Origin of the sequence: Streptococcus sp. 20925_1_24 (genome assembly GCF_041432335.1) — a bacterium.
In the GTDB taxonomy this organism is placed as follows: Bacteria; Bacillota; Bacilli; order Lactobacillales; family Streptococcaceae; genus Streptococcus; species Streptococcus mitis_BM.
The window spans coordinates 1-17333 of sequence record NZ_JAPVZM010000003.1; the positions used below are offsets into that span (position 1 = coordinate 1).

Consider the following 17333-nt stretch of genomic DNA (forward strand, 5'->3'; position numbering starts at 1 on the left):
CGAATCTGTATTCTGGGATATCTTTCTTATCTACTGTTCCTGGTTCACTTGGATATTTCGGAATCTCGTTTCCTTCTTTATCTTTGAAGAATGTATTTACTTTTTCGTAGATGTGTTCTGTATCTCCGTTTGGCAGCTTCTTAGTTTCTACGAATCTGTACTCTGGAATATCTTTCTTATCTACTGTGCCCGGCTCACTTGGATATTTCGGAATCTCATTACCTTCTTTATCTTTGAAGAATGTATTCACTTTTTCGTAAACATGCTCTACATCTCCATTTGGCAGTTTCTTCGTTTCTACGAATCTGTACTCTGGAATGTCTTTCTTATCTACTGTGCCTGGCTCACTTGGATAGTTCGGAATCTCATTGCCTTCTTTATCTTTGAAGAATGTACTTACTTTTTCGTAGACGTGTTCTGTATCTCCATTTGGCAGTTTCTTCGTTTCTACGAAGCGGTAACCTGGGATATCTTTCTTAGGTTGTTCGCCATCTTCTCTTGGATAATTTGGAATAGATACTTCTTTACCATTTGGATCAACTGTCACATAAGACGTTGTAATCTTCGTATAGTTGATTGGTGTATCTTGACTAGGATCAGTTGGTAATGTTGGTGGCACATAACCTTTAGTTGGATCTTCTGGATCAACTGGTTTCAACGGATTTCCATCTTTATCTCTTGGAATGTAACCTGGAACATAAGGAATTACAATATCTTCTGTTGGTACACCCGGTTTAGTTGGATCACCGTTTGGATCATTTGGATAATCAATACGTGGAGGATTTGTTTGTCCTGGCACGTTTGGAATCCAGGCTCCAAGTTTCTTATAGACAACTTTTTGAATGATATCTTTGTCTTCAGCCTTAACAGTTTGATCCTTGGTAGATGCCTCAATATCTCCACTTAATGCAATATAACCTTTAACAAGTGGAAGTTTGTTACCAGAAAGAACATCAGTTGTAGCTTCTTTCCATTCGCCGTAAGTAACTTCACCTGTCACCAAGTTCACCTTAGCATCACGAGTAAATTTAACTGATGAAGTCACAGAAGTAGTAACCTCTTTACCATCTCCATCAACATAAGTAATTGTACGAGTTACTTCTTCTGAAGTTGTCAATTCCTTAACGCTTTCAGGCCATACTGGTGAGTTTGGATCCTCTGGGTCAATTGGTTGACCTGGAACTGGTGTCACATCACTTGGAATAACTGGAACAAGGCGTGGTTGAACAGTAACAACAAATTTTTGAATAGCTTTTGTATCATTATCAAATGATTGCTTGCTGCCATCAGCTTTTGTAAACTCGTCAGACACAAGTTCGTAGCCAAGTTTTTTCAGTGCGTTGATACGTTCTGCAGTAGAGTAGTTCATTTCAGAACCAGAATCACCTTGAAGGATATCCACTTCACCAAGAATTGTTCCATTAGTATCTTTGTAAGTTACAGTTGCAACTTGTGTATCAGACTTCACTTCATAAACAGTTGGTATATACTTAGCTTTCGCTACAGTGCCATTAGTATCCTTACGTACAATAGTTACTCCTGTTGCAGTCCCAACGAAATCTTTATTTGGTGTGAAGGTTACCTTACCTGTTGCATCAACAGTATACGTTCCTTCGTTTGGAACTGTTTTACTTGTTGTACCATCTTCAAATGTAGCAGGAACAGTATTGTCCATTGGTACATCTTTATGACCAGGTACAAATGTTGGTGTACCAGATTGAGGAGTGTTCTTAGGACCTGTAGAACTTGTATCCACACCTGTTGGTGTAACTGGGGTTACAGTTGGAGTGTAACTTGACTCAACAGTTGTACCATTTGTAGGATCTGTTACAACTACTTTAGCTGGGTCTGGTGTGCCAACGAAGTCTTTATTTGGCGTGAAGGTTACTGTACCAGTTGGATCGATTGTATATGTACCAACTGTCTTACCATCCTTAGTAGCTGGGATAGTTGTTTCCTCAGTTCCAACGAACTTAGCTGGATTATCTGTTGTTGGTTTCAACTCAGTTCCATCAGCATGTTTATATGTTGGAGTACCTGTCTGTGTCTTACCTTGGATATCAGTTGATGTAGCAGGTGTTGTAGTTGGTGCTACTGGTGTATAGATAACGTACACTGTACTATCAGTTGACTCATTTGTTACCTCAAGACTTGTAACAGTTTTCTTATCATGAGTATAATTAGCTACTTCTGGAGAAACTACTGCCTCAAGCGTTTGTGCTGCTGACCAGTCAGTGTATTCCACATTTCCTGTTACCAAGTTAATGCTTGCGCTACGTGTGAAGGTTACTGTTTGAACTTTATCAGCTGTTACTTCTTTACCATTCTCATCGTTGTAGCGGTACTTGATTGTACGAGTAACTGTCTTAGTTAACTCAAGACTTTCTGCAGTACTTGGCCATACAGGTGAGTTTGGATTTTCTGGATCCACTGGTTGTCCTGGAACAGGTTTCTCATCATTTGGAGTCACGGGTTCTACACGTTGTTTAACTGTTACCGTGAAGTTTTGATTCACCGCTGTGTCGTTATCAAAAAGCTTATCAGCTGTCGTTGCTACAATGAAACCATCTTCTACTAACGTATAGCCAGCTTTTTCAAGAGCTGCAATTGCTTTTTCACGATTAGTAAAGTCGATAGCTCCGTTATAAACACCCTCTACTGTCTCAACAGCTGCTGCTGGAACTTTAGCTGAATCTATAGCAACTTCTGCACCAGTTGTCACATCATAGTAAGAAATAGTTGCTGTTTGAACATTCTTTCTATAAGTATATGTCACAGTAGTTTGCTCATTTGTAACTTTACCTGAAACCTTCTTAGTACCTTCATCAACCGTACCATTTGTTGTTTCCACTTTAACAAGAGTGTAACCAGGAATTTCTTTTGGCTCAGTTGTAAATGGAGTCGTCACTTTTTCGTTATTTGCTGGAGTTGTTGAAGGAGAGATAATATTACCTTCTTCATCCTTATACTCAACAATGACCGTTCCATCTTCAGCAACAACAGTTGGAGTGTAATTAGTTGTTACAGTAGTACCATTGATATCTGCAATTTGTACACGTACTGGTGTAGCTTTACCTGTAAACTCCTCAGTGGGTTGGAATGTAATAACATTAGTTGTTTTATCAAGAGTGTAAGTTCCTTCACCATCAACCGTAACTGTAGTTACAGCATTTCCATTCGCATCAAGAAGTGTCAAAGTACTCTTATCAAGAGCTACTGATTTTGGTTGACCATCTTCACCTAATACTTCAGATGTTTCTCCTTTGGCGAAGTTCAAAGTTGTAGCATCTGTATCAGGAGTATCAAAAATAATTTGTGACGTTTGCGTTTGACCTTGCTTACCAGCTGTAGCTGATTCTTTAGCTGTTGGGACTACAGGAACTACTGTTGGAGTATAAGCAGCTGTACCTGTGATTTCTGTTGATTCACCTTTTTCATTAGTAATAGTTGCTGATGCTTGAACTGTTACTGATGCTGGTGTTCCTGTATAAGTTGCAACTGGTTGGAATGTTACTTTGCCTGTTGTTGAATCAATTGTGTATGTACCAACATTTTCAACAGTCACTGAAGTTGCAGTCGTTGGATTTCTAGTAGCTGGATCTACAAGTTTGTAATTTGATACTGGAGCACTATCATCTGATGATGAGAATAGTGGTGTTTCTGACTGCTGTTCACCTTGGATATTCTTAGATGTTACATTTTCACCAGTAATCGTGATTGGTGTTACAGTTGGTTTATAAGTAGCTGTTGCTGTCTCACCATTTGAATCTGTTGCTTGAACAGTTACTCCTGTCCCTTCTCCAGTAAATGTTGGAACTGGTACGAAGGTTACAACACCTGTTGTTGGATTAATTGTGTATGTTCCTTCATTTGCGATTGTAACACTAGTAGTTGGTTGTATAGTTGTGGGATCAAGCAACTGACGTTTCGCAATTGTTACTGATGAATCTGACGTTTCAAATTCTGGTGTTCCAGTTTGTGTTTTGCCTTGAACGTCTGTAGATGCTGCATTTTCAGCTGTCATAGTGACATCTGTGACAGTTGGAGTGTAAGTAGTTGTTGCAGTAGTACCATTCGCATCCGCAATACGTACACTAACTGGTTTTGTAACAGTTCCTGTGAATGTTGCGACTGGTTGGAAAGTAATAACATTTGTCGCTGTATCCAGTGTATAAGTTCCCTCATTTGCAACTGTTACAGATGTTACAGCAACACCGTCTGCATTAAGAAGAGTTACTGATGCTGTATTAAGATCAACAGATTTTGTTGTATTTGCATCAATAGCAACTGTTCCTTTAGCAAAGTTTACAGTTGTATCATCTGTGTCTGCTACGTCAAACTTAATAGCAGAAGTTTGGGCTTTCCCTTGAGGTCCAGTTGTTTGAGACGCTACTGCGGTTGGTTTTACTGGAACTACTGTTGGTGTATATGTAGCTGTCGCAGTTGCAGTAATATTAGCATTGTTAGTATCTGTACCTAGAATTGCAGTTAGTTTGACAGTTACTGGAGTAGCTGTCCCTGTGAATGTTGCAAGTGGTTTAAAGGTTACAACACCTGTTGTTGGGTCAATTGTATAAGTTCCCTCATTTACAACTGTTAAAGTCTCAACTAGACTACCGTCAGTTGCAACCAACTTAGCTGGTGATGTTGCACTTGGTGAAATAGTTGAACCGTCACCTACAGAAGTAAAGGTTGGTGTTCCCGTTTGAGTAGCTCCTTGGATATCAGATGATGTAGCATCGTGACCTTCAATTGTGTCTGTTACTGTAATGTGGTAAGTAGTTGTAGCTGTTGATGAGCCAGCCCCATGATCCACACCAGATTCAGTTCCACCTATTGTAGCATCTGTTGTGTAATTGCCATTACTATCAATAACATCAACTGTTACTGTATAGACTCCCACTTCATTCAGTGTATAACCACTAGCAAGATTGTAGTTGTTTGCATCTTGTTTAGTGTCATAAACCTTCTGAACTCCTGAAGGAGATGTTACTGTAATACGAGTAATGTAAGTTGTTTTACCGTACTTAGTATCTTCTGTATCAGAGATTGTCACTGCAGCTTTTGCTTCATTACGAAGGTCAACCGTAGTTCCTTTTGTAGACGTATAATCCTGTGAACTTGCTGTTGGTTTTGTATTAACTACAGTTGCAACATCTGAGTTTGTTGCAATTGTTCCTCTAATGATACCACCAAATCCTGATTTAGTAAGCACTTCCCAAGAATTGTCACCCAATTTGGTAGCAGTCACTTCTGTACCATCTGATGAAGACCAAGTATTGGAATGTTTATCATAAGTGATTGTTACTGACATTCCATCACCTGCTTGACTAGTATTCTGCGAAGCATATACAGTGAGTGGGCGAGTTGGTGTATCAACACTTGTTACTTTACCATTGATATCTAGCTGACGAGTATACTCATAGATGTAGAATTTCATTGCTCCATCTTGTTGCGCTTCAGTATACACTTCGCGTTTTGTCCACGTTGTAGTTCCATTACCATTTGGTGTCTTTACTTCAGCATAATCAGCTGGAAGTTCCCAATGACCAGATGTACTATTTAATTTTGCGATGTGTTTTTGACCGTCAGTTCCAGTTAATTCAACTTGTTCACGTAGGAAAGTTCCCTTAACATTTTCAGATGATGATTCTACTTTAATGTTATCCACACCAACTTTTGCGGTTGCTTCTGATGTGACGGGAATATTAAAGACAGTATTAGAATCTACGGCACCTAGTTCTTGATCTTCAGTAACTGCTGTATTGGTTGAACCACTATCTACAAGCCACTTACCCTTAACCGCTTTTAGATTTGTTACAGTTCCATCTGGCATCGTTACTTTTGCACTTGTTGCACCTTTAGAGATTTTAACAGGAACTGTTGTTGAGTAAGTTTCAACGTTTTGAACCTCAACTTTGGGTTTCACCACAACTGTGAGGGAAGCATGCGCTTCTTGACCTGATTGGTTCCAAGTTGTATTGCTAGATAACTTATCATAGTCTTTAGCATATACTGAGACAGTATAGATACCTGCCTCCGTAACCTTACCTCCAATAATAGCATTACCCTTATTGGTTCTACCATTAGCTTGCTCATCTTTTGTACTATCAGAAAGACTGTAGTTAGTACCGGGAATCAACACTTTAGAATCATCTAAAGTCGCTCCTGTAGTATTATAGCCTGACACACCAGTCACAGCTGGTGAATTCTGTTTACGAACTGTAATTACCTTGCCTTCAGCTGTTGTATAATTATAGTTTCCAGCAGTACCCTTAGGAATCGCACTTGATCCAGCATCATCATAAAATCGGATATTGATATTCGCATCATCACCTACAGTACGTTCATAACGAGCAGAATCAGATTCTATTGTAGGAGGCGTGGTATCTTGCCATCCTACCCAACCAGCACGTAAATTCTGAAGTCGAAAAGTTACTGAACGACCGTCAGTATGACTTGCAGTTACATCAAAACGTAAATCATATACCCCGTTTTCAATATTGGCAGAGACCACCCCTTGAATAGTATCTGTAGCCTCATCATATGCTAAACCAGGAACAAGGTTGGTTGGCGTTACAGAAGTAAGACTCCAGCCAGCTTGCTTAGCAGTCTCTGTAAGAGCAATACGGTCTTTCAAACCTTTGATATATACACGATCAATTCCTTGCTCATATGCATAACCATAAATTTCAGTAGCTAGGTATTCATACCCACCGTTAGCTGAATAGATCGAAAGCGCTGCATTTGAAATCCTTGAACCATCTGCACGAAGTTTATTTCTCCATAAAGGAGCCTCTTCTGCTAACTTTTTAGCAGCCTCTGGTGTTAAAGGATAATCAACACGACCTTTATTATTATGACCAGTTGCACCACCTTGTGCACTAGTTTGTCCATTTCCTGCATTTGTTTCAGCACCATCACGTTGGTTAGAATACACAACTACTTCTAGGCCTGAAGTATCAGTTCCAGCCCCTTTGGTTAGGGTAATTTCTTGGTGTGGAATTGTATATGTATCTGATCCTGTATGGATTGTTGCATTTATTTCTGAAGCATGAGTAGTACTTGTAGATCTTTCAGCATAAAAATCTTGTGCTGCCAACACTACAGCAAACTTCCCATCACGACCAATTCCTGCTTTTTTCAGTTCACTATAAACTGCAAGAATTGATTCATTTAAACGAGTTAATTGAGCATCTACTTGTTCCTTTGTGACACTCTTGTCAGCTAAAAGCACTTTTGATTCATTAAGTACAGCTTGGTTCTTGGCCACCGCTGCTTCAATTGCAACTCGATTCTCTTCTGCCACTTCCTTCTTACGAAGTTCTGTAACCGCAAGTGTATTGGTTACATCTGCTTCTGATGAAACTTTATCGAGTGCCGATTTAGCTTCTGAAAGAGCTTTTTCTGTTGGTGTAGCGTTTCTTTGTGCTTCTTCTTTTGCTACCTTATCTTTATCAGCCTGTTCTTTCTCTAATCCAAGTTTGTTTGATTCAGTTACAACTGTTCCCAATGCAGAAAGAATCTCTTTTTGAACATTTACCTCTTCTTGCTTGACAGCTTCATTTGCCAAAACAGCTTTCGCAGTAGCTAAAGCTTCACGAACATTGGCTACAACTGAGGCATCCGCATACTTAGCATTAGATAATGCAGCCTCTAAATTTGAAATACTCATTTCAAGAAGTGACTTATTTACTTTAACTTCTTCTTTCTTGGGTGTTTCAATTGTCTTATCAACCAACTGGATATTACTTTCTCCTAATTCTGGAGAAGGTTTTTCTACTTTTTGAATATTTTCTTTAGAGTCTGAAACTGGATTTTGTTCAATAGCTGAAACTGCTCCATTTCCCAAAAACATTAAACCAGCCGCAATCGCTACCGATGCCGCACCGAAACTATACTTACGAATACCGTAACGTATATACTTTTCCGTTCTAAAATCTTGTTGTTTACCCTTCATTAGACTTAGAACCTCCTTTATGCATGTTTTTTAATATTGAATTGAAGTATCCAGACAAATAGAAAGCCCCCCCCCCTTAAATTTTTTAGTAATATCAAGAGGTTATCATCTTAAAAAAGGGTTGCCCAATAATTATCAATATCACTTAATATTGTATCATTCCACTATTATTAATTCAAGTTTCATGCTTGTATATATTTATGGTTTCAATCTAATACTTCCTTGAAGAAACTAGTACATACATCTGTTTTTAAACAATAAGATCAATGTACTAAGATACGAAATTCTATTCTAAACAACTAATAGTATGTTTCTAGCACAAATTCAATTTTATAAGAAAAGGAAGTAAATATAGTGGATTAAAATAAGATATGAACAAACTGATTAAGAAAGGCAAATTAATTTCTAGAAATATTTTAGCAGACACAGTGTACTGTTCTAGATTCAATACACTATATTTTCACGAAAAGCGCATATTATCAAGAGCCGATTCTGAAAACCTGATAATATTTCCTTTCGTTTCTAGAGCTTTCTATAGAAAAAAACGCCACATAGGCGTTTTTCTATTCTTACGGTTTGATACGGTGCAACATACGTGGGAATGGAATAGCTTCACGGATGTGTTTTGTTCCTGCTGCGAAGGTTACCATACGCTCGATACCGATACCAAATCCACCGTGTGGAACTGTGCCGTATTTACGAAGGTCAAGGTAGAATTCGTACTCTGTACGATCCATACCAAGTTCATCCATCTTAGCAACAAGGGCATCGTAGTCTTCCTCACGCATAGATCCACCGATAATTTCTCCATAGCCTTCTGGAGCAAGCAAGTCTGCACAAAGCACGCGCTCTGGATTTCCAGGAACTGGTTTCATGTAAAATGCCTTGATGGCTGCTGGGTAATTCATGACAAAAGTTGGCACACCAAAGTGGTTTGAAATCCAAGTTTCATGTGGTGAACCAAAGTCATCACCATGCTCAAGATGTTCGTAGTCAGCATCTTCATCGTTTTCATGCTCTTGCAAGAGGTCAATAGCTTGATCGTAAGTGATACGTTTGAAGGGCTCTGAAATGTAGCGTTTCAAGAGTTCTGTATCACGCTCCAAGGTTTCCAAGGCTTGAGGCGCACGATCAAGAACACCTTGTAGAAGAGCTTTCACATAAGCTTCTTGCAAGTCAAGCGACTCATCGTGAGTCAAGTATGAGTACTCTGCGTCCATCATCCAGAACTCAGTCAAGTGACGGCGCGTTTTTGATTTTTCAGCACGGAATACTGGACCAAAGTCAAAGACACGGCCAAGGGCCATAGCTCCTGCTTCTAGGTAAAGCTGACCTGATTGGCTCAAGTAAGCTGGCGTTCCAAAGTAGTCCGTTTCAAAGAGTTCCGTTGAATCTTCAGCCGCATTTCCTGAAAGAATTGGGCTATCAAACTTCATGAAACCGTTCTTGTCAAAGAACTCATATGTTGCATAGATGATAGCGTTACGAATTTGCATCACCGCTACTTGCTTACGAGAACGGAGCCACAAGTGACGGTTGTCCATCAAGAAGTCTGTTCCGTGTTCTTTTGGTGTAATTGGGTAGTCTTGAGATTCACCAATCACTTCGATGTCTGTAATGTCCAACTCATAACCAAATTTAGAACGTTCGTCTTCTTTGACAATACCTGTCACATAAACAGAAGTTTCCTGGCTCAAACGTTTGATGACATCAAACTTCTCAAGTCCCACTTCTTCACCAAATTTTTCTACAAAGTTTGGTTTAAAGGCCACACCTTGGAAAAAGGCTGTTCCGTCACGCAATTGCAAGAAGGCAATTTTTCCTTTTCCTGATTTATTGGCAACCCAAGCGCCAATCGTCACTTCCTGACCAACATAGTCTTTTACATCAATAATCGTTACACGTTTTGTCATTATTTTTCCTTTTCTTTTTCTTTTATTTTTCCATAAATGCTTTCAAGCGTTTAACTGCTTCTTTAAGCGTGTCTAGGTCTGTCGCATAGCTGAGGCGAACATTTTCTGGCGCTCCAAAGCCTGCTCCTGTTATGAGTGCCAAACCAACTTCCTCAAGAATAGCTGTTGTAAAGTCAGTCACATCCGTATAGCCTTTCATCTCCATTGCCTTTTTGACATTTGGGAAGAGATAGAAGGCTCCTTGTGGCTTAACGACTTCAAAACCAGGGACCTCACATAATAGCGGATAAATGGTATTGAGACGTTCTTCAAATGCTTGACGCATAACTTCCACAGAATCTTGCGGTCCAGTTAGGGCTTCGATGGTTGCATATTGTGAAACAGCAGTTAGGTTAGAAGTTGTTTGACCTGTCAATTTGCTCATAGCAGCAATGATTTCTGGATCACCCACTGCATAACCTACCCGCCAACCTGTCATGGCATAAGCTTTTGATACACCGTTAATGACAATGGTTTGCTTACGAATTGCTTCTGATAAACTTGAGATTGGAACAAATTCATTTCCATTATAAACAAGGCGACCGTATATATCATCAGCTAAAATCAGAATGTCATGCTCAACCGCCCAATTTCCGATAGCTAGTAATTCTTCACGAGTATAAATCATACCAGTCGGATTAGATGGTGAATTGAGAACCAAAACCTTTGTCTTATCTGTCCTAACTAGTTCTAGTTGATCCACCGTGACTTTAAAATCATTGTCTTCTTTAGCTTGAACAAAAACTGGAATCCCTTCTGCCATCTTGACCTGATCTCCATAGCTGACCCAGTATGGGGTTGGGATAATAACTTCATCACCTGGATTAACCACAGCCATAAAGAAAGTATAGAGTGAGAACTTAGCACCGGTAGCAAAGGTAACCTCGTTACTTGCGACAGAATAGCCATAGTAGCGCTCGAAGTAGGTATTCACTGCAGCTTTTAATTCTGGTAGGCCTGAAGCTACTGTATAGAAGGAAGCCTGGCCTTCTCGAATAGCTTTAACTGCTGCATCCTGAATATTTTCAGGAGTGTGAAAATCTGGTTGTCCCAAGGTCAAGAAAAGGACATCCTTACCTTGAGCTTTTAATTTTTTTGCTCTCGCATCACTAGCTAAAGTGACACTTTCTTCCATTTCTAAAACACGCTTGGATAGTTTCATAGGCCCTCCTTATTGACCAATGCTCCTGTTTCAAAATCTACTAGATAAAAATCAGAGCCTGACTTGACTTCCCAGATTGGCTTGTCTTGATAACGGCCAAAGGTAATCTTGTCAATCTCACCAGCTCCTTTTTCCTTCGAAACAGCTTCTGCTTTTTCTTGTGAAACACCTTGATTTAGCTGATAAACGTAGATTTTATGGTCATCTTTCCCAATCAGGACAGCAAGTGCTTCTTGTTTTTTATTACGACCAAGAACGCTATAATAGGATTCAAAGCCATTGTATAAGTCAACCTGATCAGCCTGCTCTAATCCTGCATACTGCTGAGCTAATTTTTCTCCTTCACTTTTAGCTGTTTGATAAGGTTTCATACTCAGAAACACTAGATACAGAAAGGAAACACTGATAACCACAAACAAAATCGTCATCCCTAGACCATACTGCCACAGTAGATTACTTTTTGCTTTGTTTTGTCTTTTTTTCACTCGTCTATTTTACCATCTATTAGGCTTTATTACAAGTGAATGCAAGAATACTCTTCGAAAATCCAATTCAAACTTTGTCAGCTTCGCCTTGCCGTACCCAAGTACTGTCTGCGGCTAGCTTCCTAGTTTGCTCTTTAATTTTCATTGAGTATAAGCAACCAATTCTATTTCTCCCTTCAAAGCAAACCGATTTTTCTTGATTAAAACCGATCAAGAAAAGTAAAGACAGCTCCAAAATCAACCTATTAAAAAACCTGAGCTTGGCACTCAAGTTTTCGTAAGTTTTTTAATCTATAGAATCACTTTATCATCCATTCTTTTAGCCATTTTTCCTAAAAAGATAGCCAGTAGAAGGCTAATCATGACTAAAAAGGATCCTAGATAAAGAAATGTTACTACAAAGCCTAAATGGTCAATCAACCACCCTGTCAGTGGGAAGAAGACAATCATACTCAGGCTAAACATCATAGAGTAGACACTCAGCATGGTTGCCCTTACTTCACTTGGGAGTCGCTCTTGCAAATCATTGTCAAAAATCGGCTGAAAAAGAGCATATAGAGCATTACTAATCAAATAGACCAAAATATAGATTAGAGGTGTTCCAAAGTAGGACAGCAGGTAGGTAACTCCAGTCAGCAGGACGAGGACAGGGAAAAGCTTCAAGGCAGCATAGTTCTTTCCAATCCTACTCGCTAGATAGACTGCGACGATATTCAAGAGACTACCAAGTAGCATAACTGCTGAAATTTGCCAACCACTTAAATCTGGTAACTGATTTTGATAGTAAAAATAAAACATGCACATGAGTGTTCCAATAATCTGAGACAAAATCATCCAGTTGAACAGCATGGGATTTCGATTCAACTCATCCTTAACGGTCCAAATAATCTGTTTCATCGTCACACTATCAGCTTTTTCTAGCTTGACACTAGGTTCTTTCAGCATCCAAATCAGGAAAAGAACTATGATAGAAGTGGCAATCATGATATAGTAGGTCAGGTGCAATTGACCATGGACAAAAAATCCCGCCAACACTGTCCCCAAAGACCGAGTTCCTTCTGCTACTCCTGATAGGAAGCTTGAAATGGATAGATAACGCTCCTTTAGTCCAGCCTCTACAGCCGAGTCATAGACCATTGCTGCGCTTGTGCCTGAATCAAAATTATAAGACAAGGCACTTACCGCCATCGCTAAGGCATAAATCCAAAAATTTCCCTGCCCAGCCAACATGAGAATAGAAGACAGAATCCCTGCTATACGACTTAAATAAAGGTTGGTCTTATAGGAATAGCGGTCAGCTAACATTCCAGATGGAATTTCACAGAGAAGACTGGTCGTATGAAAGATACTTTCCAGAAGTCCAATCTGCCAAAGAGACATTCCGTTTTGACTGAGAAAGAGAATCCAAAAACTGGTAATCCCTAGAAATGCAAAAAACTCAACTCCGGCCATCAGGCCAATATTTTTCCGATAATTTCTTATTAACATCTTTTCTCCTTAACAAGTGTATTATTATTTCTTTTGTTCGTCACTTGTTAATCTTTGCCTTACATGATCTCCACCCCTTTTTAGAAGCATTCTTCAATGCCATTATTGTTCTTTTAATGATTTATGAAATGATACCGGAAAATAGCTGTTATGCGGTTTCTATTGCGAGTTTTCTTGTTTATTTTAGCACTTATGTCATCATATTACAAGAGAATATAGTAATACTCAATGAAAATCAAATGCATTCCAGTCGCAAGTGATTAGAGTTTCTACAATTTTATAGTTTTCAAATAAACTCTGAGCAAATTTCTTGCAAGGTGTTTTCTTTTGTTGTAATATATCTTATAACAACGGGAGAATTCTCGGAAATTTAAGAAAAAGGAGACACATCATGTCTAAAAAAGTATTATTTATCGTCGGATCACTACGTCAAGGTTCTTTTAACCACCAAATGGCTCTCGAAGCTGAGAAAGCACTTGCTGGTAAAGCGGAAGTTAGCTACCTTGATTATTCAGTCCTTCCTCTCTTCAGCCAAGATTTGGAAGTTCCAACTCATCCAGCTGTAGCGGCTGCTCGTGAAGCGGTTCTGGCTGCGGATGCCATCTGGATTTTCTCTCCAGTCTACAACTTCTCTATCCCCGGAACAGTGAAAAACTTGCTTGACTGGCTATCTCGTGCCCTTGACTTGTCTGATACACGTGGTGCTTCTGCCCTTCAAGACAAGTTTGTCACCGTATCATCTGTAGCCAATGCCGGTCACGATCAACTTTTCGCTATCTATAAAGACCTCTTGCCATTTATCCGTACACAAGTCGTTGGTGATTTCACTGCTGCACGTGTCAATGACTCTGCCTGGGCAGACGGAAAATTAGTTCTCGAAGAATCAGTCCAAAATTCACTTGAAAAACAAGCGGAAGACTTGGTCAATGCTATCAAGTAACTAAAGTAACTAACATAATAAAAGCGAACACGACTACTTTTCTGACACTCAGAAGACTAGCTTGTTCGCTTTTTTCTCATTTATAAACTAATACTCAATGAAAATCAAAGAGCAAACTAGGAAGCTAGCCGTAGGCTGTACTTGAGTACGACAAGGCGAAGCTGACGTGGTTTGAATTTGATTTTCGAAGAGTATAAAATAGCTGATGATACATATTGTCCAATACAAAATATCTGATTTCTATACTTCCTTAACAAAAACCAATTCCTGCGGCTGGGACAGGTCTTCTAGGTAGTTAAATCCTGCAAAGCTTAAGTGATGAGCTTCCTCTACCGTCTGTACTTGATTTTCTATCAGGGCTGTCAGGAAGGCACCACGGGCTTTCTTAGAAATAGTTGAATGTATCTTCAGCTGCCCACCTCTATCCTCCATGAATTTGAAGGTCACCATTTTTTCTCGGATTTCCTTAGAAAATACGGTCTCAAACTCGGATGACAATAGAGAGAAAATCACTTCTTCCTTCTTCAGAGCTTCATCATAAGCTGCCTTCCAATGACTCTTCAAAGTCTTACCAGAGACTTTTAATTTCATCAAAAAGTCCAAACGGTGAGGAGCCATAGGTGACAAGGCTGGAATGACACCGTACAAAGCCGAAGTGATGAGTACATGATTTTCAAGATAGGCTTGTTCTGCCTCGGTCAATTTATCTCGCTTGATATGGCGATACATGAGCCCATCAAAAAGGTTCAAGGCTGGATAGTGTTGAGTAGTTTGCCTTTTCAAAGCTTGGATATTTTGAAATTCTTCCGCCGCCTTATCAGCTGATACCTTGTAAAAGCTCTCCAATTGACTAGCAGAATAGAGGGCCAAGGCATCAAGCACGGCCTGACTTTCTGGTTTTAAAGGAGCAGCTTCGATACTCGACAAGTCTGTATTCATTTCTTTTGCTGTTGGGATTAAAATTTTCATATTAATAGTGTAGCATATTTTTTAGCCACAACCAAGAAATTCATCTAAAAAACCTCGGGTTGACCGAGGTTTATTTGGTTATTTTGGCCATCCTAACCAGATAGCCACGAGAACAAGGGAGATACCAGCTAGGCTTGTTAAGATAGATAAGAATGTATCTTTTTTCTCCTTGAACCGAGAAAAACCTATCTTCAAAGCAAGCAGTCCAAGTAGCATTGAAGCAAGCATCACATAAAAACCCATTTGTTTGTCCTCCATTAGTCTTAATTTGCATTATTATAACATATATTTCTTAAATAAACCTTTTTTACTGTACTTTAAAGGTCTTGAGATAATTGTCTCTCCCTACTTGACCTTCGAAGGTTTTACCATTTTCAAGGTAAGGAAGGTCATCTGATACTGAGGCCTTAACCTTATATATCTTCCCATCAACTTTAAAGAAGTAGACGGTGTCTCCCTTGATAACAGCTGATTTGAGCTCTGCTACCACACCCTTGATGCTTTCTGTGGTTTCATTATCAAATTCAAGGTCGTTTTTATTGGCGTACTTGCTGAGCAGTTCTTCCACTGTCGTTGCTACGATAACGTTTTGGTACTCGACTGCATCTACCAAAGCGTACTCTTTGACCAAGCCAGCATTGTCCTTCAAGCCCATGATGTAGAGAGGCTTGTCATTGAGGTTGATGAGGATTGGGAAGGTTGCCTTGTAGGATTTCTCCTGAACAGCACCTTCGGCTGATTCTCGGGCTGATTCTTCTGTCGCAGAAGCCAAGCTATACTTCGTGATTTCTCCTGTCCGCATATTTTCAAGGATGAAACCAAGATTACTTTCATCTGCATTTGCTGACGTTACACCTGTGTAGAGATAGATATCATTGCCGATAGACAAGTAATTATAGCCCTTGGTAGTCTGGGTCACGTTTTTCTTGGAAATCATAGCATTCCAGAAACCGTCCTTGTACTTGCCGTTGTAGTTGATTTGCTCGATGGTTTCCTCAGCTGGATAGACCCTGTCCACCCATTCTGGAACATCAGCCAAGCTGTATTCCTTGGTTTCTCCATTTGTGGCATCCAGGATAATGACTGAAACAGGACGAGGAACCGCAAGTCCAAATTGCTTTTGGTAAACCGTTGCTACATAGAAAGGATTACCCTCATCGTCTACCTCGAAAGATGGAGTCTTGAAGATCTTGGTTGGGTACTTAAAGCGCAGGTGACGCTTGACATCGCGGTTAAAATACTCCGAGTCCGAATACTTGATTGGTGTCTTCAAGTCCACCAAGTCCGCATTACCAGTTACCATGTCCACCTTGATATACTCGCCGATTCCCTTGGCCTGATTGTTAAACCACTTGATAGGATCTGCGTATTCTAGTGGCGTAACGCGATAAGGTTTCCCATCAATCGTCAATTGGGTATAGGTGTCTGCCGCTACGTACTGCGACACCTTGTCCGTTAGGGAACCCAAGTAGCGGTCACCAATTTTTTCAGCAGTACTTCTATCTAAGATTGGAACCTTACTGGTGTCAGTCTTAGGAAATTCAGTAAAGTCTTTTTCCGTAACCGTGACTACATTGGCATAATTTTTAGCCTGAAAAATGCTAGAAGTTACCAAGGAAACCAAGGCTGCCAAGAGAAGAATTCCTCCAATAGAAGCAAAAAGAACTTTCCCTAACCGATTGATTTTGAAACCCTCTAGATTTAAGGCAGCTTCTGCCTTGCCGTGGCGCACATGAACCGTTTTGACCAGATTGATTCCCTTGCCAAAGCCAAATAAGATTGCTACAAGCAGCAAATGCCCACAGAGGAAAAAGAGAAATTCCCAGCTGGTCAGATTAAGAGGCGGTAAAAAGATATACCAGGTCGTTGCGATAAAAATAAGTTCAAAGACTATTCGTTTCATTTGCTTTCCTCCTAAATGATTCGTCCTTCCAAGTGATCCAGTTCATGCTGGCAAATCTGAGCCGGGAAACCTGTCAAAGTAATGGTCTGTTCCTGCCACTTGCTGTCACGATAAGCAACGGTTATGGTTTCATAACGCTTAGTTGGTCTCACACCTACCAAGGACAAACAACCTTCCTCTGTCTCATAAGGTCCTGAAAAAGACTTGAGAACAGGATTAAACATGACCATAGAAACCAAGCCAAGATTAAAAATAATCACGCGCTTTTGCACCCCAATCATATTGGCAGCTAGACCGACACAAGTCTCACGATTTGCTAAGAGTGTATCCTGCAAATCTCTGGCAAGATAAAGGTCCTCCTGACTTGCCGGCTGAGACACTTGAGATAAAAATAAGATATCCTTCACAATTTTCTTTTCCACTTCCTCACACTCCTCTTACTTTTTACTATATTATAGCAATTATAGCACAAAA

The 17333-nt window shown here is 39.8% G+C and carries 10 protein-coding genes; 1 reads left to right on the top strand and 9 read right to left on the bottom strand.

Features of this window, described 5'->3' with window-relative positions:
• From O3650_RS02380 to O3650_RS02400, 5 genes are all read right to left on the bottom strand, one after another.
• Positions 1-7960, bottom strand: a 7960-nt coding sequence (locus O3650_RS02380) for a MucBP domain-containing protein (protein WP_371491499.1), incomplete at its 3' end; no start/stop codon positions are given.
• 569 nt (positions 7961-8529) lie between these two features.
• Positions 8530-9873 (bottom strand): asparagine--tRNA ligase, encoded by a 1344-nt coding sequence (gene asnS / locus O3650_RS02385; protein ID WP_033677725.1) that lies wholly within the window; start codon positions 9871-9873, stop codon positions 8530-8532.
• Between the two features lie 22 nt (positions 9874-9895).
• Positions 9896-11074 (bottom strand): pyridoxal phosphate-dependent aminotransferase, encoded by a 1179-nt coding sequence (locus O3650_RS02390; protein ID WP_371491501.1) that lies wholly within the window; start codon positions 11072-11074, stop codon positions 9896-9898.
• Positions 11071-11559: a DUF5590 domain-containing protein gene (locus O3650_RS02395; RefSeq protein WP_371491503.1), complete on the bottom strand. Its 489-nt coding sequence runs from the start codon at positions 11557-11559 to the stop codon at positions 11071-11073. The genes O3650_RS02390 and O3650_RS02395 overlap by 4 nt, the downstream gene beginning before the upstream one ends.
• 291 nt (positions 11560-11850) lie before the next feature.
• Positions 11851-13047: an MFS transporter gene (locus O3650_RS02400; RefSeq protein ID WP_371491505.1), complete on the bottom strand. Its 1197-nt coding sequence runs from the start codon at positions 13045-13047 to the stop codon at positions 11851-11853.
• Between the two features lie 391 nt (positions 13048-13438).
• On the opposite strand from O3650_RS02400, the gene O3650_RS02405 reads away from it, so the two are divergent.
• The gene (locus O3650_RS02405) at positions 13439-13987 is read left to right on the top strand and encodes an NAD(P)H-dependent oxidoreductase (RefSeq protein ID WP_371491507.1); all 549 of its coding nucleotides are present in this window, start codon (positions 13439-13441) and stop codon (positions 13985-13987) included.
• 240 nt (positions 13988-14227) lie between these two features.
• Here O3650_RS02405 and yaaA read toward each other — a convergent pair whose 3' ends face one another.
• The 4 genes from yaaA to O3650_RS02425 form a co-directional block, all read right to left on the bottom strand.
• A complete protein-coding gene (gene yaaA / locus O3650_RS02410; protein ID WP_261071069.1) occupies positions 14228-14956 on the bottom strand; it encodes a peroxide stress protein YaaA in 729 nt (242 codons plus the stop codon).
• 78 nt (positions 14957-15034) lie between these two features.
• Complete coding sequence (locus tag O3650_RS02415) at positions 15035-15199, bottom strand: DUF3953 domain-containing protein (protein ID WP_194250453.1); 165 nt, start codon at positions 15197-15199, stop codon at positions 15035-15037.
• 64 nt (positions 15200-15263) lie between these two features.
• Positions 15264-16859, bottom strand: a complete 1596-nt coding sequence (locus O3650_RS02420) for a hypothetical protein (protein WP_371491510.1) — start codon at positions 16857-16859, stop codon at positions 15264-15266.
• An 11-nt stretch (positions 16860-16870) separates the two neighbouring features.
• Positions 16871-17281 carry a peptide deformylase gene (locus O3650_RS02425; RefSeq protein WP_247933124.1) on the bottom strand — a complete coding sequence of 137 codons (411 nt, stop codon included), beginning with the start codon at positions 17279-17281 and terminating at the stop codon, positions 16871-16873.
• Positions 17282-17333 lie beyond the last annotated feature (52 nt).

Excerpts from the sequence above, each read along its gene's own strand:
- O3650_RS02405 (WP_371491507.1), top strand. The coding sequence starts at position 13,439 with ATGTCTAAAAAAGTATTATTTATCGTCGGATCACTACGTCAAGGTTCT.
- O3650_RS02420 (WP_371491510.1), bottom strand. The coding sequence starts at position 16,859 with ATGAAACGAATAGTCTTTGAACTTATTTTTATCGCAACGACCTGGTAT.
- asnS (WP_033677725.1), bottom strand. The coding sequence starts at position 9,873 with ATGACAAAACGTGTAACGATTATTGATGTAAAAGACTATGTTGGTCAG.
- O3650_RS02400 (WP_371491505.1), bottom strand. The coding sequence starts at position 13,047 with ATGTTAATAAGAAATTATCGGAAAAATATTGGCCTGATGGCCGGAGTT.
- O3650_RS02390 (WP_371491501.1), bottom strand. The coding sequence starts at position 11,074 with ATGAAACTATCCAAGCGTGTTTTAGAAATGGAAGAAAGTGTCACTTTA.
- yaaA (WP_261071069.1), bottom strand. The coding sequence starts at position 14,956 with ATGAAAATTTTAATCCCAACAGCAAAAGAAATGAATACAGACTTGTCG.
- O3650_RS02415 (WP_194250453.1), bottom strand. The coding sequence starts at position 15,199 with ATGGGTTTTTATGTGATGCTTGCTTCAATGCTACTTGGACTGCTTGCT.